The sequence below is a fragment of the Nocardioides pinisoli genome (assembly GCF_024199985.1).
GTDB classification, from domain to species: domain Bacteria; phylum Actinomycetota; class Actinomycetes; order Propionibacteriales; family Nocardioidaceae; genus Nocardioides; species Nocardioides pinisoli.
In genome coordinates, this window is sequence record NZ_JANARS010000005.1 from 133,517 (window position 1) to 153,748 (window position 20,232).

At 72.7% G+C, this 20,232-nt stretch carries 16 protein-coding genes and 1 pseudogene; 9 read left to right on the forward strand and 8 right to left on the reverse strand.

The window, feature by feature from the left end:
• Positions 1 to 9: 9 nt before the first annotated feature.
• Complete coding sequence (locus NCI01_RS12380) at positions 10 to 192, reverse strand: hypothetical protein (protein WP_254181795.1); 183 nt, start codon at positions 190 to 192, stop codon at positions 10 to 12.
• 137 nt (positions 193 to 329) lie between these two features.
• Here NCI01_RS12380 and NCI01_RS12385 point away from each other — a divergent pair, with 137 nt between their 5' ends.
• The 5 genes and pseudogenes from NCI01_RS12385 to NCI01_RS12405 all read left to right on the forward strand — a co-directional run.
• The gene (locus NCI01_RS12385) at positions 330 to 938 is read left to right on the forward strand and encodes a TetR/AcrR family transcriptional regulator (RefSeq protein WP_254181796.1); all 609 of its coding nucleotides are present in this window, start codon (positions 330 to 332) and stop codon (positions 936 to 938) included.
• A gap of 61 nt (positions 939 to 999) precedes the next feature.
• Positions 1,000 to 2,214, forward strand: coding sequence for an acetyl-CoA C-acetyltransferase (locus NCI01_RS12390; RefSeq protein ID WP_254181797.1), 1,215 nt, complete (start codon positions 1,000 to 1,002; stop codon positions 2,212 to 2,214).
• Positions 2,215 to 2,249: 35 nt separating this feature from the next.
• A complete protein-coding gene (locus tag NCI01_RS12395) occupies positions 2,250 to 2,744 on the forward strand; it encodes a MarR family winged helix-turn-helix transcriptional regulator (protein ID WP_254181798.1) in 495 nt (164 codons plus the stop codon).
• Positions 2,745 to 2,836: 92 nt separating this feature from the next.
• Positions 2,837 to 3,556 carry a hypothetical protein gene (locus NCI01_RS12400; RefSeq protein ID WP_254181799.1) on the forward strand — a complete coding sequence of 240 codons (720 nt, stop codon included), beginning with the start codon at positions 2,837 to 2,839 and terminating at the stop codon, positions 3,554 to 3,556.
• Between the two features lie 27 nt (positions 3,557 to 3,583).
• Positions 3,584 to 3,724 (forward strand): annotated as a pseudogene (locus NCI01_RS12405) (response regulator transcription factor); the annotation flags it as partial.
• Positions 3,725 to 3,751: 27 nt separating this feature from the next.
• Here NCI01_RS12405 and ettA read toward each other — a convergent pair.
• The 6 genes from ettA to NCI01_RS12435 all read right to left on the reverse strand — a co-directional run bounded on the left by ettA (position 3,752) and on the right by NCI01_RS12435 (position 15,263).
• Positions 3,752 to 5,434: an energy-dependent translational throttle protein EttA gene (ettA, locus tag NCI01_RS12410; protein ID WP_254181801.1), complete on the reverse strand. Its 1,683-nt coding sequence runs from the start codon at positions 5,432 to 5,434 to the stop codon at positions 3,752 to 3,754.
• Positions 5,435 to 5,486: 52 nt separating this feature from the next.
• Positions 5,487 to 5,960, reverse strand: a complete 474-nt coding sequence (locus tag NCI01_RS12415) for a single-stranded DNA-binding protein (RefSeq protein WP_254181802.1) — start codon at positions 5,958 to 5,960, stop codon at positions 5,487 to 5,489.
• Between the two features lie 338 nt (positions 5,961 to 6,298).
• The gene (locus NCI01_RS12420; protein ID WP_254181803.1) at positions 6,299 to 7,954 is read right to left on the reverse strand and encodes a YfjP family GTPase; all 1,656 of its coding nucleotides are present in this window, start codon (positions 7,952 to 7,954) and stop codon (positions 6,299 to 6,301) included.
• Positions 7,955 to 7,993: 39 nt separating this feature from the next.
• A complete protein-coding gene (locus tag NCI01_RS12425; RefSeq protein WP_254181804.1) occupies positions 7,994 to 9,781 on the reverse strand; it encodes a dynamin family protein in 1,788 nt (595 codons plus the stop codon).
• Positions 9,778 to 10,893 carry a PrsW family intramembrane metalloprotease gene (locus NCI01_RS12430; protein ID WP_254181805.1) on the reverse strand — a complete coding sequence of 372 codons (1,116 nt, stop codon included), beginning with the start codon at positions 10,891 to 10,893 and terminating at the stop codon, positions 9,778 to 9,780. Before NCI01_RS12430 ends, NCI01_RS12425 begins: the two co-directional genes overlap by 4 nt.
• Before the next feature lie 62 nt (positions 10,894 to 10,955).
• Entirely contained in the window at positions 10,956 to 15,263 is a 4,308-nt protein-coding gene (locus NCI01_RS12435) for a metallophosphoesterase (RefSeq protein WP_254181806.1), read from the reverse strand.
• A gap of 124 nt (positions 15,264 to 15,387) precedes the next feature.
• On the opposite strand from NCI01_RS12435, the gene NCI01_RS12440 reads away from it, so the two are divergent.
• Together NCI01_RS12440 and NCI01_RS12445 are read left to right on the forward strand one after the other, a co-directional pair.
• Positions 15,388 to 16,797: an aminopeptidase P family protein gene (locus NCI01_RS12440; RefSeq protein WP_254181807.1), complete on the forward strand. Its 1,410-nt coding sequence runs from the start codon at positions 15,388 to 15,390 to the stop codon at positions 16,795 to 16,797.
• A complete protein-coding gene (locus NCI01_RS12445; protein ID WP_254181808.1) occupies positions 16,790 to 17,953 on the forward strand; it encodes a methyltransferase domain-containing protein in 1,164 nt (387 codons plus the stop codon). Before NCI01_RS12440 ends, NCI01_RS12445 begins: the two co-directional genes overlap by 8 nt.
• Here the strand turns inward: NCI01_RS12445 and NCI01_RS12450 are convergent, their stop codons facing one another.
• A complete protein-coding gene (locus NCI01_RS12450) occupies positions 17,954 to 18,559 on the reverse strand; it encodes a hypothetical protein (RefSeq protein ID WP_254181809.1) in 606 nt (201 codons plus the stop codon).
• A gap of 68 nt (positions 18,560 to 18,627) precedes the next feature.
• Between NCI01_RS12450 and NCI01_RS22275 the strand changes: the two genes are divergently transcribed.
• The gene (locus tag NCI01_RS22275; protein ID WP_302181987.1) at positions 18,628 to 18,750 is read left to right on the forward strand and encodes a hypothetical protein; all 123 of its coding nucleotides are present in this window, start codon (positions 18,628 to 18,630) and stop codon (positions 18,748 to 18,750) included.
• Between the two features lie 65 nt (positions 18,751 to 18,815).
• Entirely contained in the window at positions 18,816 to 20,204 is a 1,389-nt protein-coding gene (locus NCI01_RS12455; protein ID WP_254181810.1) for a dicarboxylate/amino acid:cation symporter, read from the forward strand.
• The last annotated feature ends 28 nt before the right edge of the window (positions 20,205 to 20,232 follow it).

The following is a 20,232-nucleotide window of genomic DNA, read 5'->3' on the forward strand; positions in this document are numbered from 1 at the left end:
GCCCGATGATCAGTGGGCGAAGTGCAGGCGACCGTAGTAGGTCGGGATGGACTCGCGGCGCGCCTTGCGGTCGCCGCGGGTCTCGCGGAGGACGACAGGAGCGGCGGCCAGGACCGTGACGAGGCCGACGAGCAGCACGGCTCCGACGAACGACAGGTAAGTGGCCGTGGCGGAGAGGTCGAGGAACAGCACAGGAGATCCTTTCTTCTACAGATGTAGAACTTCTACGTATGTAGAAGAATACGCCGCTGAGGCGCCACCGCAAGTCGGGCCGGTAGTGTCCTGCGTCACCGCCTGGCCCGGCCCCGGCGGCGTACGAGGAGGAGAGCGTGAGCCCTGCGCGCGAGGAGCTGTCGCCTCGCCGTCGGCAGATCCTGGCGGCGGCGACGACGGTGCTGGCCCAGCAGGGCAACCGTGGCCTCACCCACCGCGCGGTCGACCGCGAGGCAGGACTGTCCGAGGGCAGCTCGTCCGCCTACTTCCGCACCCGCGACGCCCTGCTCCGCGCGCTCGGCGACGTCGTCGCGGACCGGCTGTCCGCCGACGTCGCGGCTCTCGGCTCACGCCTGGCCTCGTGCCCCGGCGACCACGAGCGCGCCGTCGCGGAGGTCTCCCGGCTCTTCTCCCGGTGGCTCAGCGAGCCCGACCTGCTGGCCGCCCGGCTCGAGCTGACGGTCGCCGCGACCCGCGACCCCGCGCTCGCCGAGCGGTTCACCCAGTGGCGCGACGACCTCGTCGGCATGGTGCGTGGGGTGATGGAAGCCGCCGAGACAGGCTCCCGGGCACCCCGTGAAGCGTCGGCCGAGACGCTCGTGGCCGCGCTGGACGGCGTGCTGCTGGCGTCGCTCATGCTCCCCCAGCGGCGTCGTCGCGGGTTCGTGAGCGACAGCGTCGAGCAGCTCTTGTCGGGCCTCGGGCCCAACCCTGCGCAGACCTGAGCCGCGGCGCCGCACTAGTCTGCGACCAGACCCTGCAACCGCCGACTGACCGGAGTTCCCCATGCCCGAGGCAGTGATCGTTTCCGCAGCGCGCACCCCCATCGGTCGTGCCAACAAGGGCTCGCTCAAGGACTTCCGTCCCGACGACCTCACCGTCCTGGCCGTCCAGGCCGCCCTGGAGAAGGTCCCCGGCCTCGATCCGACCACGATCGAGGACCTGCTGCTCGGGTGCGGCCTGCCGGGCGGCGAGTCGGGCAACAACATGGCCCGCGTCGTGACCACCCTGCTCGGCCTCGAGGTGCCCGGCGCGACCGTCACCCGCTACTGCTCGTCGTCGGTGCAGACCACGCGGATGGCCTTCCACGCGATCAAGGCCGGCGAGGGCGACATCTTCGTCTCGGCCGGCGTCGAGACCGTCTCGCGCTTCGCGAAGGGCACCTCCGACCACATCCCCGGCACCCGCAACCCCCTCTTCGACGAGGCGGGCGCGCGCACCGACGAGATGGCCAAGGGCGGCCAGGACTGGCACGACCCGCGCGAGGACGGCCAGCTGCCTGACATCTACATCGCGATGGGCCAGACCGCCGAGAACGTCGCGCGCCTGCGCGGCCTCGACCGCAAGGAGCTCGACGAGTTCGCCGTCCGCTCGCAGAACCTCGCTGAGAAGGCCATCGCCGACGGCTTCTGGGCACGCGAGATCACCCCCGTCACGACGCCCGACGGCACGGTCGTGACCAAGGACGACGGCCCCCGCGCCGGAGTGACGTACGACGCCATCGCCGGCCTCGACCCGGTCTTCCGCCCCGACGGCGTCGTGACGGCCGGCAACTGCTGCGCCCTCAACGACGGCGCCGCGGCCGTCGTGGTCATGTCGGACACCAAGGCCGCCGAGCTCGGCCTGACCCCGCTCGCCCGCATCGTGTCCACCGGCGTCTCGGGCCTCTCCCCCGAGATCATGGGCCTCGGCCCGGTCGAGGCCACGAAGAAGGCCCTCGCCCACGCGGGCATGAGCATCGGCGACATCGACCTCGTCGAGATCAACGAGGCCTTCGCCGCGCAGGTCGTGCCGTCCTACCAGGACCTCGGCATCGACCTCGACCGCCTCAACGTCAACGGCGGCGCCATCGCCGTCGGCCACCCCTTCGGCATGACGGGCGCCCGCCTGCAGAACACCATGCTCAACAGCCTCGACTGGCACGACAAGTCCACCGGCCTCATCACCATGTGCGTCGGCGGCGGCCAGGGCATGGCGATGATCCTCGAGCGGCTCTCCTGAGCCGTCCGGGGCTCCGCCCGCACTAGGCTTGCCCCATGACCGCGACGGGGGAGCCACGATGGCTCGACGACGACCAGCAGCACTCCTGGCGCGCCCTCATGATGGGGTTCACCCTCCTCGAGGAGCGCCTCGACGACGACCTGCGGCGTGAGTTCAGCATGTCGCTCACCGAGTACGAGGTCCTCGTCCGGCTGTCCGAGCGGCCGGGTCGGGCGATGCGGATGGCCCAGCTGGCCGATGCGATGGCGCACTCGCGCAGCCGGGTGACGCACACCGTCGCGCGGATGGAGGCCGTCGGCTACGTCACCCGCGGCACGACGCCCGAGGACGGGCGTGGCGTGGTGGCGACCATGACGGACAAGGGCTACGACCTGCTCGTGCGCGCGGCGCCGTGCCACGTCGAGAGCGTGCGGCGCAACATCGTCGACCTGGTGCCGGCGGAGGACTTCGCCGCCGTGGGCCGGGTCTTCGACCGGGTGGCCGACCACCTGGTCAACCGGCACCCCGAGTCGGAGATCCGTCAGGGCTGACCACGGGACATCCGTTGCCCCGCTGTCCCTGTTCGGTGGGACACGGGGCCCGGCACTGTCTGGACATCGAGATCCACGAAAGGGAGACCACGATGTCCACCACCATCAGCACCACCAACCCGGCCCGCTCCGACGTCACCGCCGGGCCGACCACCCGGCCCGCCGGCACCCGTTCCCGGGCCTGGGCCCTCGCCGGTGTCGGCGCGGCCCTCAGCTCCATCGCCGGAACCGTCGCCGCCGGCTTCGTGCACGGCGTCTACGCCGAGGACACCCGGGGCGACGACGTCGCGATCCTCGACTCGCTCGGGGGCGACGTCACCGCCATGACCGTCTTCCACGTCGGCATCAGCCTGGCGGCCGTGCTCCTCGTCGTCTTCGCGGCTGGGCTCGCACGCCGGCTGCGCGAAGCGCTGCCGTACGACAGCCTCGGTCCCGTGGTCGCCGGCGCCGGAGTCCTCGCGACCGCGGTCGTGTGGGTCATGGCCGGGGCGCTCGACACCGAGTTCATCTTCGGCGCCACCGCGCCGGAGGCGCTCGTCCCGGCGACCGCCGCGTTCTACGGCCACTGGGTCGGCACCGTGCCCGGGTGCACGATGCTCGTCGGCCTAGGCGGCCTGGGCGTCTTCGCAGCCCACCGCCGCGGCGGCGCACCGCGGTGGCTCGGCCTCACCGGCCTCCTCCTGGGAGGCCTGACGGTGCTGCTGGGCATCTCGCCCGTGCAGTACATGGCCGGCGCCACCAGCGCCCTCTGGCTGTTGGTCACCGCCTGCGGCTTCATCTTCGGCGACCGCGCCCACCGCCGCACGGCGTGAGCCGTCGGCTCCTCACGCGGGCAGGGCAACGACGCCATCGCCCGCGAGCTCTACGTGTCCAACAAGACGGTGCGCAACGCGGTCTCGTCGATCTACGCCAAGCTCCACGCCGCCGGCCGGGCCGACGCCATCATCAAGGCGCGCGAGGCGGGGTTCGGCCGGGACTGATCGTCCGGCCTGCCCCGGCGCGTCGTCTCAGTCGCGGGTCAGGCGCCGGTGGGTCACCCGGTGCGGGCGGGCGGCCTCGATGCCGAGCCGCTCGACCTTGTTCTCCTCGTAGGCCGCGAAGTTGCCCTCGAACCAGAACCACTTGGCCGGGTCCTCGTCGTCGCCCTCCCACGCGAGGATGTGGGTCGCGACGCGGTCGAGGAACCACCGGTCGTGCGAGGTGACCACGGCACAGCCGGGGAAGTCGAGCAGCGCGTCCTCGAGCGAGGACAGCGTCTCCACGTCGAGGTCGTTGGTGGGCTCGTCGAGCAGCAGCATGTTGCCGCCCATCTTGAGCGTCAGCGCGAGGTTGAGGCGGTTGCGCTCACCACCGGACAGGACGCCGGCCTTCTTCTGCTGGTCGGGGCCCTTGAAGCCGAACGACGCGACGTAGGCGCGCGAGTTCATCTCGAAGTTGGCGACCTTGATGAAGTCGAGGCCGTCGGAGACGACCTCCCAGACGTTCTTGGTGGGGTCGATGCCGCCGCGGCTCTGGTCGACGTAGGAGATCTTGACCGTCTGGCCGACCTTGAGCTCGCCCCCGTCAGGCTCCTCCTGGCCGGTGATCATCCGGAACAGCGTGGTCTTGCCGACGCCGTTGGGGCCGATGACGCCGACGATGCCGGCACGGGGCAGCTTGAAGGACAGGTCGTGCATCAGCGTGCGCCCCTCGAAGCCCTTCTCGAGCTTCTCGGCCTCGAGCACGACGTCACCGAGGCGCGGGCCGGCCGGGATGTTGATCTCCGAGGTGTCGATCTTGCGCATCCGGTCGGCCTCGGCCGCCATCTCCTCGTAGCGCGCGAGTCGGGACTTGCTCTTGGCCTGGCGCGCCTTGGGGTTGGAGCGGACCCACTCCAGCTCCTTCTCGAGCATCTTGGCGCGCTTGGCGTCCTTCTGCCCCTCGACCTTGAGGCGGTCCTTCTTGGTCTCGAGGTAGGTGGAGTAGTTGCCCTCGTAGGGGTGCGCCTTGCCGCGGTCGAGCTCGAGGATCCACTGCGCGACGTTGTCGAGGAAGTAGCGGTCGTGGGTGACGGCCAGGACGGCGCCGGGGTAGGACGCCAGGTGGCCCTCGAGCCACTGGACCGACTCCGCATCGAGGTGGTTGGTGGGCTCGTCGAGGAGCAGCAGGTCGGGCTGCTGGAGGAGCAGCTTGCACAGCGCGACCCGGCGGCGCTCGCCACCGGAGAGGTTGTCGACCAGCACGTCGGGCGGCGGGCAGCGCAGCGCGTCCATGGCCTGGTCGAGCCGGCTGTCGAGGTCCCAGGCGCCGGCGTCGTCGAGCTCGGTCTGGAGGTCGCCCGTCTCCTGCATGAGGGCGTCCTGGTCGGCGTCGGGGTCGCCCATCTCCATGTAGGCGTCCTCGAGGCGCTTCATCTTGGCCTTGAGGTCGCCGACGGCCTCCTCGACGTTCTCCAGCACCGTCTTGCCCTCGCTCAGCGGTGGCTCCTGCTGGAGCATGCCGACGGTCGCCTCGGGGTCGAGGATCGCGTCACCGTTGTTGGCGTGGTCGAGCTGCGCCATGATCTTGAGCAGCGAGGACTTGCCCGTGCCGTTGGGCCCGACGACGCCGATCTTGGCGCCGTGGAGGAACGAGAGGGTGACGTTGTCGAGGACGACCTTGTCACCGTGGGCCTTGCGCACGTTGCGCAGTGTGAAGACGTACTCAGCCATGCGGGCGAGCCTACGGTGCAGCGCCCCCGCGCGGACAATCGCACCCGTCGGCTCACGCGGCCCGGGCCGGCTGCTCCCCCTCCCCCGCGTCGGCGGCCACGGGCGCCGCGACCTGGGTGCTCATGGGGCTCGTCGTCTGGTCGCTCGTCTGGTCGGTTGCCGCGTCGGCCACCGGGACCGGCCGGGTGAGGACCGTGGTGCCGAAGGAGAGGTCGTGTCCCACCGCCGAGGCGACGACCTCGAAGGACGTCTGCGGCTTGCCGTCACGCTCCCAGACGTCGGCCACGAGCCGGCCGTGGACGACGACCGGGTCGCCGCTCGCGAGGGAGGCGGCGACGTGGCGGCCCAGCCGGTTCCACGCCTTGACGGTGTGCCAGGTCGTCGTGCCCTTGACCCGCTCGCCGTCGCGGTAGCGCGTGGGGGTACACGCGATCCGGAAGGTGGCCACGGCCCGCCCGTCGGTGACCTCGCGCAGGGTGACGTCGCCGCCGATCCAGCCGGCCAGGGTGATCTGGGTGTCGTACATGTTTCTGCCTCCTGATCGTCCGCGGCAGCTGGCCCGCCGCGGTTGCCCCAATCTGCGTCTGGACACCGACAGGAGCGATGCACGTACGACGTGGCCTGTGGAGGGGGCGCGACCACCCGCGGCTGTGGACAGTTGCTGGCCATGCAGCGGTCGAGGCCGGCCGTCGCGCCTGAACGGCCCCCGGCGAGTCCGACGGGTCCGGGGAGCGAGCCCGGCGAGCGGGACTGTGCACCCGAGTTCCGTACTTACAGGTAGAGATCTCTACCTGTAAGTGGGGCGGTCACCGGATATCCGGTGACTCCAGCGAGCAGGCCGGGGACCGCATCGACCCCCGGGAATCAGCGGAGCGCGGTGGACAACCCGTCGCGGGCCGTGGCGTAGGAGGCGAGCTCGGCCTCGATCGGGGCGACGACCATCTCCGCGGAGACCTCGGAGATGGCGCCGCGCAGCCGTTTGTCGGCCGCCCGCGCCCGCGACCGGGCCGTGAGGGCCACCAGCCAGCGGCAGACCAGGGCGAGGAGCAGGCCGAGTCCGATGCCGCCGAGGAGCAGCAGGGTCGGCAGCGGGAAGGCGCCGACCTCCGGCGTCGGCGGCTCGGGGAGCCGGGCGTAGGACCCGAGCGCGAGCAGCGCGAGCCAGCCGGCGCCGACGATCGCGGCGATGATCAGGACGTACTGCAGGACGCGCACGAGACCGGCCCAGGCCGGGATCTTCGTCGCGCCGAGGTCGGTGGCGGCGACGGCGCGGTCGAGGCGGTCACCGAGGTCGGGGAGCCGCGACACCGACGCCGCGCGGACCGACGCGGCCCAGGAGGGCGCCATGCCCTCCCCCACCTGGTCGGCGAGCGCCCGCACCTCCGTGTCGACGCGTGCCCGCTGCACGCCGGTGGCCTGCGGGACGGACGTGCGCGCGGTGCCGGTGAGCTCCTTGCCGGCCGACCCGAGGTCGAGGTGGAGGCGCTTGAGCGGGTCGGGCTTGAGCCGGGAGAACCACGAGGTGACGGGCCAGCCGGTCGCGCGGTTGGCGCGCATCCGGGTGGAGTCGGCCACGGCCTTCACCACGGTGGGGACCCCGGCCGCATCGGCGAACGCGTCGTCGAGCGCGGCGATGCGCTCCTTGGACAGGGTGGGCACCTTGCCGGTGCCGGTCGCCGCCTCGAGGCGCTGGGCCGCGGAGCGCACGTCGGCCTCGAGACGCGACCGCGTGACCTTCTTCTCCGCGACGCGCTTGGCGATCATGCCGCGCAGCTCCTGGATGCCCCAGCCCTGGCGCGCGCTGACCGGCAGCACGGGGACCCCGGCGAGGCCGTCGGCCTCGAGGAGTCGTCGTACGTCGTCGACCATGCCGGCGCGACGGTCCTCGGGGACGGTGTCGATGTGGTTGAGGACGACCAGCATCACGTCCTGGTGGCCCGCAAGGGGCTTGAGGAAGCGGTCGTGGATCGCGGCGTCGGCGTACTTCTGCGGGTCGAGGACCCACACCATCATGTCGGCGAGCTGCACGAGCCGCTCGACCTCGAGGTGGTGGGACACCTCCGTGGAGTCGTGGTCGGGCAGGTCGAGGAGCACGACGCCGCGCATCTCGGCGTCCTCGTCGGCCTTGGACAGCATCGAGTCGCGGGTGACCTGGTGGCGGGCGGGGATGCCCAGCCACTCCAGCAGCTCCTCGGCGCCCTGCTTGCCCCACACGACGGCGGTGGCCCACGACGTGGTGGGACGACGTACGCCGACCGCGGCGAGCTCGAGCCCGCTCAGCGCGTTGAAGGTGGACGACTTGCCGGAGCCGGTGGCGCCGCCCAGCGCGACCACCGTGTGGTCCGCGGACAGCCTGAGCCGGCTCGAGGCACGGGCGGCCACCGCGCGGGCGTCGTCGACGACCGCGTCGTCGACCCGTCCACGTGCCGCCTCGGCGGCGCGCTCGAGTCCGTCGACGCGCGCGCCGATGTCAGAGCTCCTGGTGACCAGCTTCTTGGCCCCTTCGAGCAACGACGTCATGACTCCCTCACCGTCCGAGTGGTGCTGTGCACCCCAACCCTAGGGGGCGTCGTCCGCAGGCTCGGACACCTGGGCAGTCTGCTGCGCCGGGGCGGGCGACGCCTCGGGCGCGTGGCGCGTCGCGGCGAAGCGCAGGTCGTCGACCTTGCGGGCCGCGGCGCGCATCCGCTCGGGCGTCTCGGGCGAGACCTCCATCGTGTCGAGCAGGTCGGTGTAGCGGCGGCGCTCGGCGTCGAGCAGGTCACGCATGGAGGTCTCCAGCCGCTGACGGGCGCGCTCGGCGAGCGAGCGGACGGCCTGGTCGCCGAACACCGCCTCGAGCAGCTTCTGGCCCAGGATCGCGGACCCGCCGGCGATGCCCGCCTCGGCTCCCGTCACCCCCGCGGTGTGGGCGAAGACCACGACCATCAGCGCCACGGACAGGCCGTTGACGCCGAAGGCGAGGAAGCGCGCCGTCGAGCGCTTCTCGGCGCCCTCGGTGCGCACCATGTCGAGCACGTCGGACTGCCAGTCGCGGACCGCGCGCTCGGCCCGTCGGCGGAAGTCGCGCGACGCGCGGCCGAGGTCCTCCCCGGCGTCGCGCAGCAGGATCTGCCCGGCGGCCGTGCTGCGCCACGAGGCCTCGGCGCGCTCGGCTGCCGCCTCGGCGTGCTCGAGGATGAGCGTCTCGAGGCCGGACTCCACCGCGACGGTGACCCGTTCGGCCTGCTGGGGCTTGCCCTTGACGGCGTTGACGACGCGGTCGCGGATCCACCCGACGCGGGTCTCCAGCGAGCGCAGCAGCTCACCGGTGCCGACGAACTCCTGCCAGCGGGCCAGCACCTCGCCGCGCAGCAGGGTGCCGTCGGCCGACGCCTCGCCGACCGCCGTCACGGCCCGGTCGTAGGCCTCGTTGGCGTCCTCGCGCAGGCGGCGCACGGCGTCGACCTGCTCGGTCGCGGCGTCCGCCACCGAGTGCGTACGACGAGCCAGCGTGCGGATCGCGCCGTCGAGCGTCTGCTGCACCACCGACTGGCGCGCCTCCTGGTCCTCGGCCAGTGCCCGGAGCCACTGGCGGATCTCCATCACCGACGAGGAGTCCAGCAGCCCCATGTCGGAGACCTCGCCCTCCTCGACGACGAAGAGCGGGGAGTCCTTGAGGCCGCGGCTGGCGAGCATCCGGGCAAGGTGGGTGGTGATCGTGTCCACCGCCTCCGGCGGCGTGCGGTCCAGGACGATAGCCACCGCGGCGGAGCGGTCGGCGGCCTTGCGGAGGAAGTCCCACGGCACCTGGTCGGCGTAGCGGGCCGCCGAGGTGACGAAGAGCCACAGGTCGGCGGCAGCGAGCAGCTGGGCCGCCAGCACGCGGTTCTGCTCCTCGACCGAGTCGATGTCGGGAGCGTCGAGGACCGCGAGCCCGGGCGCCATGACCGGCGACGGCACGAGCTGCAGCGCCGCGGGGTCGTTGGTCTGGCGGTCCACCCGCTCGAGCTCGGGCAGCAGGCGGTCCTGGCCGAACCACTTCGCGTCGTCGGGGTGGTGCACCAGCACGGGCGACCGCGTGGTGGGCCGCAGGACGCCGGGCGCGGTGACCCGGGTGCCGACGAGGGAGTTGACCAGCGTCGACTTGCCGGCGCCGGTCGAGCCACCGACGACCGCGAGCAGCGGTGCGTCGAGGGTCATCAGGCGCGGGATGACGTAGTCCTCGAGCTGGTCGACCATCTCTGCGCGAGCGGCTCGCTGCTCCTCGGCACCGGGGAGCTCGAGCGGCAGCCGCGCCTCCTGCAGGGCGCCGCGCAGGCGCACCAGTGCGGTGAGCATCGCGGTCGTGCTGTCGGGGCCTGTCATCGCGTGGGGACCACCTGTCCGGGGAAGGAGATGTAGGGGCGGATGCGGCGCAGCTCCTCGACGTGCTCGAGTCCGCGCGCGGAGAAGTCGGCAGGAGCCGTGCCGCGCAGGTAGCGGTGGTGGAGGTAGCCGAGCTCGATGGCCGCGGCCTGGTAGTCCCGCATGCCGCGCTCGGCGAGCGGCCCGCCGTGGTGCCGGGCCCAGCGGCGGGCGTGCCGGCGCGCGCGCAGGTCGACCAGCCACGGGATGTCGGTGGCGGGCAGCAGCCCGCGGTCCGCGGCGTCCTGCAGGGCCCGGACGAGCAGCGGTCGCTCGGAGCGGCGCCGGTAGACGGCGAACGCGACGACGGCGAGGAACACCGGGAACATCAGGGTGCCGTAGACGACGAAGAAGCCGCCGCCCGAGAGGGTCGAGGAGTTCCAGACGCCGTGGAGGAGCGCGGCGATGGCGAAGCCCGCGATCGGCGCCAGCACCCGGACGACCGTGCGCCGCGAGGCGATGGCGAGACCGACCCCGATGCCGATGAACGCGGTGAAGAAGGGGTGCGCGAACGGACTGATCAGGCAGCGGACCACGAAGGTCGTCGTCAGCGCGGTGGTGCCGCCGGGGCCGAGCCCGTCGGTGCCGTCGTAGGCGGCGGCGAGGTAGAGGATGTTCTCGGTGTAGGCGAAGCCGACCCCGACCATCCCGGCGTAGACGATGCCGTCGAGCACCCCGTCGAGCTCGTGACGCCGCCACCACAGGAGCAGCATCAAGAACGCGCCCTTGGTCAGCTCCTCCGTCACCGGGGCGACGACGGCGAGGCTGTCGCGCTCACTGGCACCGCCGGCGAGACCGATGCCCTGGAAGACGAGGGCGGCCCCGGTCGCGGCGAAGGCGCCCCAGAGCAGGCCCGCGACGAGCAGGTTGCGCGGCTCGGGCTCGTAGCGGTCGAGCCACATGAAGCAACCGATCAGCGGGCCCACCGGGACGGCGGCGACCAGCGCGGCGAGCGCCAGGCTGCCCGGCGCACCCGAGAGCGCGACGACGAAGGCCATCAGGATGCCGCCGAGGAGCACCAGCGCCGCCACCACCACGGTGAAGGCGACACTGTCGCGGCGGCCTCGTTGCATGGGTCCGACCCTAACGGGCAGGTGCGGCGGACCCGGTGCCGCCGCACCCCTACGGGCGTCCGTCAGCGGGGTACGACGACCCGGCTGGGCGGGCTGGTCCGCCGGAGGGTCCCGTAGCCGGGCTTGCGCGCGACGACCCGGACCGAGATCCGCTCGCCGCGGTGCGCGGGTCGCAGCGCGAGCCGCCTCCCGGTGCCCACCCTCTCGCCGTCCGCGAGCCAGACGAAGCGGAGCCTCGCGCCCGCGGTCCAGTCGCCCGGCCGCACGCGCAGGACGCCTCCCACCGACGGGCGGCCGAGGACCCGCGGGCGCGGACCGGTCAGGCGCCCGCGCCGGACGTCGACGTCGTCCTCGACACCAGCCGTCGTGGGGGTGAGTCCTCCCGCGGTGCCGGTGACGGCGACACTGATGCGGTCTCCCCGGTGGCGGGCGCGCAGCTCGAGGGTCGGCCCCGACTCGCCCGCCAGCCGCTCCCCGTCGGCGTACCAGGCGTAGGTCAGGGTCGTTCCCGCGCCCCAGGTGCCGGGGTCGACGCGCAGCTCACGGCCCACGCGTGCCTTGCCCCGCAGCGTCGGCGTCCCCGCGGCGACCGCGCCCGCGGTGGGAGACGGCGTCGTGGTGGGGGCTGTCGTCGGGTCCGGGGTCGTCGGCACCGGGGTGGTCGGGTCGGTCGGCTGGCCGGCTGCCGTGAAGGTGCGCACGACCGAGTGGTCGACCGCGCCGTGGGGGTCGGCGGTCCGCACGTACCACCCGTGTTCGCCCGGCTCGACCGGCCAGGTCGCGGTGAGCGGGGTCCCGCTCTCGACGTCGTCGAACGCGGCGATCCGCTCGGTGGTGAGGATGTCGATGCTGAGCTCGTCGGTGGACAGCGTCCTGGTCCGCGGCGTCAGGCCCGACGCGGCGTAGGGGATCTCGAACCGCTGGTGGACCGGCTCCAGCGACGGGTCGTCGGAGTCGAAGTCGTCCAGCGACGGCGAGTAGGTCCGCACGATGATCCGGCCGCCGACGTTGTCGAAGTGCAGCAGGCGCAGGTAGCCCAGGCCGCCCTCCGGCAGGCCCTGGTAGTCGAACAGCATCGAGTAGACCGTGCGGTCCGCGACGCCGTCGCCGTCGTCGTCCATCTCGTCGGTGCGGGTGTAGGCGTCGTGGTAGTGCCCGGAGCCGACCGCGATGACGTTGGCGTTGGGCGTGACGACGTCGTCCATGATCCGCTGCGGGATCGGGCCGAGCCCGCCCGTGGTGAGCATGAACTCGTGCAGGTTGAGGATCACCTTGCGCTCGGGGTGCTCGGCGATCACGCGGTTCAGCCAGCGGATCTGCGGGTCGCCGGCGCCCCAGCCCATCGTCACGACCATCAGGTCGATGCCGTCGGCGCTGACGAGGTTGTAGCTCCCCCGGTTGTTCTCGTGCGACCCGCCGTACCAGGGCTTGTCGGCGTAGCGCGCCTCGCCGAACCACCGGCCGTAGGCGCCGTAGTCGTTGCGGTGGTGGCCGACGTCGTGGTTGCCGGCCAGCACGCTGTAGGGGATGCCGGCCTCGTCGAGGTCGCGGTAGGCGGCGTCGGCGCGCTCCCACTGGGCCGGCTGGTCCCAGTCGTTGACGATGTCGCCGGTGTGCATCAGGTACTGCAGGTCGAGGTTGGCGCGCTGGCCCACGAGGAAGTCGTGGATCGCGCGCTGGTGCCGGTAGAAGTCGGGGTTCTGGTTGTAGTACTGCGTGTCCGACTCCCACGCGACCGTGAAGTCGTAGGCGTCGCGCGGCGTCACGCCGGCGCCGGAGTAGGGCGGCACCCGGTCACCGCGGGAGCTCTGCCCGGGGGTCGTGAAACCCTCGGAGTGCTGCACCAGGACGGTCATCCTCCCGTCCGCGACGTGGTCCTTCGCCGGGACGAGCGCGTCGAGCTCGAAGTCGGTCGGCGCCCCGCCGGTGGTGAGGTGCTCGTCGACCTCGTCCCACTCCCCCGCCGTCACGTCGAGGACGTGCAGCCCGATGCGCGCCTCGGCGTTGGCCGAGCCGGACCAGTGGACGCGAGCGGTGAAGTCGTCGCCCGCGCCGTCGGGCACGTCGACGGTGTAGAGCTGGTAGGGGAAGAGGTCGTCCGACTCCGTGGTGGCGACCAGGCCGTCCGTGGTGGTGATCGCGGCGAGGTCGTCCTCGCCCAGCAGGACCGCCCCGTCGCGCGCCACGCGCCCGGCGTCGTACGCCGTCCCGGCGCTGGCGGTGACCGCCTCGTCGTCGGCCGCGAGGTGGAAGCCACGACGCAGCTCGACGTCGAGCACGTCGCCCTCCGGGTCGGTCGGCGTCGCCTCCAGGGCGACCTCGCCCGCCTCGACCTCGGCACCGTCCTCCGGCGCCTGGAGCGCTGCGGACGGCTGCTCCTTCGGCGTGGTGAACCCGATCGTGCGGGTGCGGGTGTTGCCCAGCACGTCGACGGCGGTGAGCACGACCTCGTGCGGGCCCGCCTCGAGCTCGACCGAGGAGCTCGGGTGCGGCAGCGTGACCTCCTCGCCGTCGAGGGTCGCCGTCAGCGACTCCACACCGGCCCCGGCGTCGGTGGCCTCCGCGTCGACCTCGAACGAGCCGCGCGGGGTGACGCCGTCCTCGATCGACGAGGTGACCTGCGGGGCGGAGTTGTCGACGGCGAGCGTCCGCTTGGCCGACTGGCCGCCGGCGGTCGCGCTGATCGCGTGGGGCCCGTCGGCCACCGCGGCGGTGTCCCACTGGTGCAGCACCGAGTCGAAGGCGTCGTCGGGGACGTCGAACGTGGCCAGGAAGTAGACGAGGTTGGCGTCGGAGAAGCCGATCCGGGCGTCGGGGGCCGGGCACGCCCGCTCGGTGGGCTCCTGTCCCTCGCCGGCGCCTGCGCACGTGACCGGGCGCAGCACCCGCCCGTCGGGGAGGGCGAGGCGCGGGTCGATCGCGGTCCAGTCGTCGTTGTTCTCGTCGGGGTCGGGCTCGGGCCAGGCCTTGGTGCCGGCGTAGATGCCGATCGTGACCTGCCGGCCGCGGACCACCTGCTCGAGGGGCACGTCGGCCGCGACGGTCTCGGTGCGCTCGTAGAAGCCCTCGTCGAAGACCGTCAGGACCTCGTCGCCGATCTTCACGCCGTTGCGGAAGAAGGCGTCGGTGTTGGTCGCCTCGAAGGCGAACCGCGGCGCGGCCTCCAGCGACGGTACGACGTCGTCGACCTGCTGGCCGTCGATGGCCAGCGCGAGGCCCGACGGGTCGCCGTCGGTCGTGGCGGTCAGCGGGGTGTCGCCGGAGACGAAGTCGTCGTCGGCGTGGTTGAGCCGGACGGGCGGGCGCGGCCCGTCGGCGAGCTCGACGCGGACCGGGCCGAGGGTGGTCGTGTGCGTGCCGTCGGAGACCTCGAGGGTGTAGTCGAGCCACTGCTTGCCGTAGAGGTCGACGGACGGGATCGTGTGGACGAACCGGTCGGGCGACTCGAAGCGCAGCGACCGGGTGACCGGGTCGCCGACGTCGGTGGCCAGGGTGAGCTCGGCCGTGCGGACCTGGTGGTCGTCGCGGACGTCGAAGCCGACGGTGAGGTCCTCGGTCTCCGGCAGCAGCGGGCCGCCGGTGAGGTCGTCGACCGTCGGGGGCGCGTCGGCGGCCGGCGTCGCGACGAGCCCGTCCGGCACCTGGCCCGGGTGCGTGTAGCCGGGCGTCGGGACGTCGAGCCCGGTCATGGTCTGGACGGTGCCGTCCTTCGGCTGCGGCACCCACAGGTGGTCGGGCGAGCCGGCCGGGTTCCAGGCGTACTGGATCGCCGTCGTGGCCGTGGTCTGGGCGTCGTTGAAGTAGTAGGTGGTGCTGGTGTCGATGCCGGTGTTGGTCATCACCTGGATCCCGCGCAGGCCGCCGTTGGCCATACCAGCCGAGCGCACCTCGACGAGGTCCTCCCCCGCCGTCAGGCGCGCACCGAAGGCGGCGTTGAAGTCGGCGGCGGTGAGCGCGGCGTTCGCGGCGTTCCGCACCCACAGCACGAGCGTCTGGCCGGGGTCGATCACCGGGTCGCGCGGCGTCGCGGGCCACAGGGCCTGGTTGGTCGTGACGGCGTTGGCGTCGACGTAGAGGTAGTTGAGGGTGAAGTCGCGGAACGCGACCGGGGCGTCGGAGGCGTTGTAGACCTCGACGAACTCGTAGGCGTCGGCACCGCCGACGTTGGCGGTGTCCGGCGCCACCTCGGTGACCTGCAGGACGGGCGCCCGGAGCCCGGGGTCCGTCGGCGGCGCCGGCGGCTGCGTCGGGACGGCCGCCGCGACGGCGGCCTGCGCAGGAAGGGTCACCGCCGCGAGGCTCCCGGCCGCGAGGGCGACGGAGGCGAACAGGCTGGTGAGGGAGGGCAGGGCGGATCTCGCGGACGGCATGGCTGCACCCCACAGGTGGCGCGTGAATCGCTCCGGTACGCCCGGTGAACGCGGCCGCTCGCACAGGCGTCGCGTGGGCCTCGGCGCGTGACCGCGACGGTGCGCGGCGTCGTACAGTGACCGCGTGAGCGAGCCGACTGCCGAGATCCCCGCCGAGACCGTCCAGAGCGTCGACGAGACCGCCGACGAGCCGAAGACCGAGTCGCACGACCCAGCCGTGCCGGCCGCCTACGCCGCCTTCATGCGCGAGGGCTGGGGCGACCGCGAGCTCGACATGCCGCGACACCCGGTCGCCGACCGGGCTGCCGAGCGCCGCGCCAAGCTCGCCGCCGCGTTCCCCGACGACCGCCTCGTGCTGCCCGCGGGGACCTACAAGGTGCGCGCCAACGACACCGACTACCGGTTCCGGCCCGACACCGCCCACACCTACTTCTCCGGCAACCAGACCTCCGACGCGGTGCTGGTGATCGAGGACGGCGAGTCGGTCCTCTACGCCCGACCGCGCTCGGAGCGTGACACCGACGAGTTCTTCCGCGACCGCCAGTACGGCGAGCTGTGGGCCGGTCGCCGCCCCTCGGCGCAGGAGATCTCCGACTCGCTCGGCATCGAGGTGCGCCACGTCAAGGACCTGCCGTCTTTCGGGGACGACAGGAAGACCCGTGACCTGACGCGCGACGAGGACCTCGCCCGCGTGGCCGACGAGCTGCGGCTGGTCAAGGACGAGTGGGAGATCGGCGAGCTGCAGGAGGCCTGCGACATCACCACGCTCGGCTTCGAGGACTCCGTGCGCGAGTGGGACCGGGTGCGCGAGTTCGGCGAGCGCTGGATCGAGGGCACCTTCTTCCGCCGCGCCCGCGCCATGGGCAACGACATCGGCTACGACTCGATCTGCGCCGGTGGGTCGCACGCCACGACGCTGCACTGGATCGACAACACCGGCGCCATCGAGCCGGGCAAGCTCGTCCTGCTCGACATGGGCGTCGAGGGCCACAACCTCTACACCGCCGACGTCACCCGCACCCTGCCCGTCGACGGGCGCTTCACCCCGCTGCAGCGCGACCTCTACGACCTCGTGCAGCAGGCCCAGCAGGCCGGCATCGACGCCGTACGCCCCGGCGTGCCGTTCCTCGCCGCCCACGAGGCCGCGATGAAGGTGCTCGCCCACGGGCTCGAGGACATGCAGCTGCTGCCGGTCCCGGCGGAGGAGGCGCTCGACCCGGAGTCCAAGGTCTACGCCCGCTGGACGCTCCACGGCACCTCGCACATGCTCGGCATGGACGTCCACGACTGCGGCCGCGCGTCCACCGACCTCTACCCCAAGGGCGACCTCGCCGAGGGCATGGTGCTCACCGTCGAGCCGGGCCTCTACTTCCAGGAGGACGACCTGCTGGTCCCCGAGGAGCTGCGCGGCATCGGCATCCGCATCGAGGACGACATCCTCGTCACGGCCGACGGCAACCGCAACCTCTCCGCCTCGCTCCCCCGCACGTCCGCCGACGTCGAGGAGTGGATGGGCTCCCGCATCGGTGGCTGACCCGGCGCCCGCGCCCAGCCTCGCGGTCGTCGACGGGCTGCCTCGCTGCCACCACTTCGACGCGTTCCGGTGCCGGTCGTGCATGCTCCTCGGCACCCCGCGCGGACAGCAGCTCTCCCACAAGGAGGCACACGCTCGCTCGCTCGTCGACTCGCCGGTGTGGCTGCCGACGGTCGCCGGCGCGGACGCGGGCTTCCGCAATAAGGCCAAGATGGCGGTCGGCGGCACCGTCGACGCGCTCACGCTGGGCATCCTCGACCGCGACCTCCACGGGGTCGACCTGCGCGACTGCGGCCTGCACTCCGACGGGCTGCGGGCGGCCCTCGACCGCATCGCCTCGTGGGCCGCCGACGCCGGCCTGACGCCGTACGACGTGGGCGCGCGGCGCGGCGAGCTCAAGCACGTGCTGCTCACGGAGTCACCCGACGCAGAGATGCTGCTGCGGCTCGTGATGCGGTCCACGGCGCTGGAGGCGCGCGTGCGCTCCCGCCTGCCCGCCCTCCTCGACGCGGTGCCGGCGCTGCGGGTGGTGACGATCAACGTGCAGCCCGAGCACAAGGCGGTGCTCGAGGGCGAGCGCGAGGTCGTGCTGACGGCCGAGTCGGCGCTGCCGATGCGGCTGTCCACCGGGGTCACGCTGCGGCTGGGGCCGCGCTCGTTCTTCCAGACCAACACCGCGATCGCTGAGGCCCTCTACGACCAGGCGCGCGCCTGGGTGGACGACCTGCCGGACGTCCGGACGGTCTGGGACCTCTACTGCGGCGTGGGCGGCTTCGCCCTGCACCTGGCCGGACCCGGACGCGAGGTGCTCGGCGTGGAGGTCTCGGCGGACGCGATCGACGCAGCCACGCACTCGGCCGACGAGCTCGGCCTGGAGGCACGGTTCGTCGCGGCCGACGCGACGTCGTACGCCGGCGCTGCCGACGCCGCGCCGGACCTCGTGGTCGTCAACCCGCCCCGCCGCGGGATCGGCGCCGAGCTGGCCGGCTGGCTCGAGGAGTCGGGCGTGCGGCACGTCGTCTACTCCTCGTGCAACGCCGAGTCGCTGGCGCGCGACCTCGCGCTGATGCCGTCGCTGCGGCCCGTCGCGGCGCGGGTGCTCGACATGTTCCCGCACACCACGCACTACGAGGTGATGGTGCTCCTGACGCGGTGATCAGCCGCGGCGGATGCGGGGTCCCGTGCCGACGCGCCGCAGGCGCACGGTGTCGCGGTGGCCGTCGTCCACGGTGGACGCGAGCACGGCGGGGTCGGTCATGGGGAGCGGAGCGGCGGCGGTGACGCCCACCCGGACCCAGCGGGGCGCGGCGAGGCACGCCGTCGGCACGGACACCGCGACCAGGTCCGCATCGGCGTCGAACCGCGCGCGGAGGCCGCGGCAGTCGAGCCGCTCCCCGCGTCGTACGAGCATCACGCGCGTGCGCCGTCCCTCCCCCGCCCGCACGTCGACGTCGAACCAGCCGGCCGCGGTCTGGACGAAGACGCGCGTGGAGTGCTTCCGCACGTCCGCGAGGTCGTGGAAGTGGACCGTGACGGCCAGCCGCCGCTCTCCGTGCGCCGCGACCGTGCGGACGATGTCGGCCGGCGACGGGTCGGGCATCGGTGGGAGCTCGGCGTCCTCCTCCGCGAGCCAGCCCACGACCGTCGCGTCGCCCGCCGGGTCGTGGGTCACCACCCTCTCCGCGTGGGCGGGGGCGGGGAGCAGCAGGAGCGTGAGGGGTGCGAGCAGGCCGAGCACCCGGCGCCCGAGACGGTGCGACATGCCCCGGACTCTAGTGGGCCGCGGGGATGTGACCCGAACCACGGAATCCGGTGGCGGAGGAGCCGGTTGTGCCTGACGTGCGAGCCATAGCGACCCCTGCGACCGTCGGCGACCTGCTGACCCAGCGGCGCGCCGTCGACCTCGCCCGCACCGAGAGCGCGCTCTGTCGCCTCGGACGCATCCTCGACTGACCTCGACCATCCTGCGTCCCCGCCCGGCTCGACACCGTGCGGTCCCGAAAGGTTACCTTTTCAGTATGACTACTTCTGTTACGACGGAGAGGAAGCCCAGCCGCTTCCGCCTCCCCTCGTTCGGCGTCCAGGTCCTGATCGGCCTGGTGCTCGGTGTCGTCCTCGGACTCGTCGCCCGCAGCATGGGTGCGGACGGCGTGGACGCCACGACCGGCGAGGTCGACCCCAACTGGCTCACCGAGACGCTGAGCACCATCGGCGGCACGTTCGTGACGCTGCTGCGCGCCGTCGTGCCCCCACTTGTCTTCCTCGCGATCGTCGCCTCGATCGCCAACCTGCGCGACGTGACCGGGGCCGCCCGCCTCGCGTGGCGGACGCTGGCCTGGTTCGCCATCACCGCGCTCATCGCGGTCGTCATCGGCATCGTGCTCGGTCTGGTGCTGCAGCCGGGTGACCACACGAGCGTCACCTCCGACGCGGCGTCGGCACCGTCGACGACCGGCTCGTGGCTCGACTTCCTGACCGGTCTGGTCCCGGCCAACGTGCTCGGGCTCGAGGGGTCGGCCTCCAACGACGGCTCGGTCGGCCTGTCCTTCAACGTGCTCCAGATCCTCGTCGTCTCGATCGCCGTCGGCATCGCGACCCTCGAGGTCGGCGAGGCCGCCGAGCCCTTCCTCGCGTTCGTCCGCTCCGCGCTCGCCGTCGTGCAGAAGGTCCTCTGGTGGATCATCCTGCTCGCCCCGATCGCGACCGTCGGCCTGCTGGGCAACGCGGTGGCCAGCTATGGCTGGGACGCCCTCGGCTCGCTCGGCATGTTCACCGTGGCGATCTACGCCGGCCTCGCGCTCGTCGTCGCCGGCGTCTACCCCGCGCTGCTCCGCCTCCACGGGCTCTCGGTGCGCCAGTTCTTCTCCGGAGCCTGGCCGGCGATCTCCCTGGCCTTCGTGTCCCGGTCGTCGGTCGGCACCATGCCGGTCACCGAGTCCGTCACCGAGCGCAACCTCGGCGTCCCGCGCGCCTACGCGTCGTTCGCCGTGCCCCTGGGCGCCACGACCAAGATGGACGGCTGCGCCTCGATCTACCCGGCGATCTCGGCGATCTTCGTCGCGCAGTTCTTCGGCCTCGACCTCTCGGTCACCGACTACCTGCTGATCGCGTTCGTCTCGGTCATCGGCTCGGCCGCCACGGCCGGCGTCACCGGTGCCACCGTGATGCTCACGCTGACCCTGTCCACGCTCGGCCTGCCGCTCGAGGGCGTCGGCCTGCTGCTCGCGATCGACCCGATCCTCGACATGGGTCGCACCGCGGTCAACGTCACCGGCCAGGCGCTGGTCCCGACGATCGTCGCGAAGCGCGAGGGCATCCTCGACCAGGCGACGTACGACGCCCCGCGCGGGCGCGACGCCTGGCGCGAGGTCGCCGACTCCCGCGAGCCGGCGACCGCCGCCGCCTGACGGCACCTGTCACCGCACCCGCGCGCCG

Coding starts and splice junctions, on each gene's coding strand:
- NCI01_RS12390 (WP_254181797.1), top strand. CDS start 1,000: ATGCCCGAGGCAGTGATCGTTTCCGCAGCGCGCACCCCCATCGGTCGT.
- NCI01_RS12395 (WP_254181798.1), top strand. CDS start 2,250: ATGACCGCGACGGGGGAGCCACGATGGCTCGACGACGACCAGCAGCAC.
- NCI01_RS12400 (WP_254181799.1), top strand. CDS start 2,837: ATGTCCACCACCATCAGCACCACCAACCCGGCCCGCTCCGACGTCACC.
- ettA (WP_254181801.1), bottom strand. CDS start 5,434: ATGGCTGAGTACGTCTTCACACTGCGCAACGTGCGCAAGGCCCACGGT.
- NCI01_RS12415 (WP_254181802.1), bottom strand. CDS start 5,960: ATGTACGACACCCAGATCACCCTGGCCGGCTGGATCGGCGGCGACGTC.
- NCI01_RS12420 (WP_254181803.1), bottom strand. CDS start 7,954: ATGACGTCGTTGCTCGAAGGGGCCAAGAAGCTGGTCACCAGGAGCTCT.
- NCI01_RS12425 (WP_254181804.1), bottom strand. CDS start 9,781: ATGACAGGCCCCGACAGCACGACCGCGATGCTCACCGCACTGGTGCGC.
- NCI01_RS12430 (WP_254181805.1), bottom strand. CDS start 10,893: ATGCAACGAGGCCGCCGCGACAGTGTCGCCTTCACCGTGGTGGTGGCG.
- NCI01_RS12435 (WP_254181806.1), bottom strand. CDS start 15,263: ATGCCGTCCGCGAGATCCGCCCTGCCCTCCCTCACCAGCCTGTTCGCC.
- NCI01_RS12450 (WP_254181809.1), bottom strand. CDS start 18,559: ATGTCGCACCGTCTCGGGCGCCGGGTGCTCGGCCTGCTCGCACCCCTC.
- NCI01_RS12455 (WP_254181810.1), top strand. CDS start 18,816: ATGACTACTTCTGTTACGACGGAGAGGAAGCCCAGCCGCTTCCGCCTC.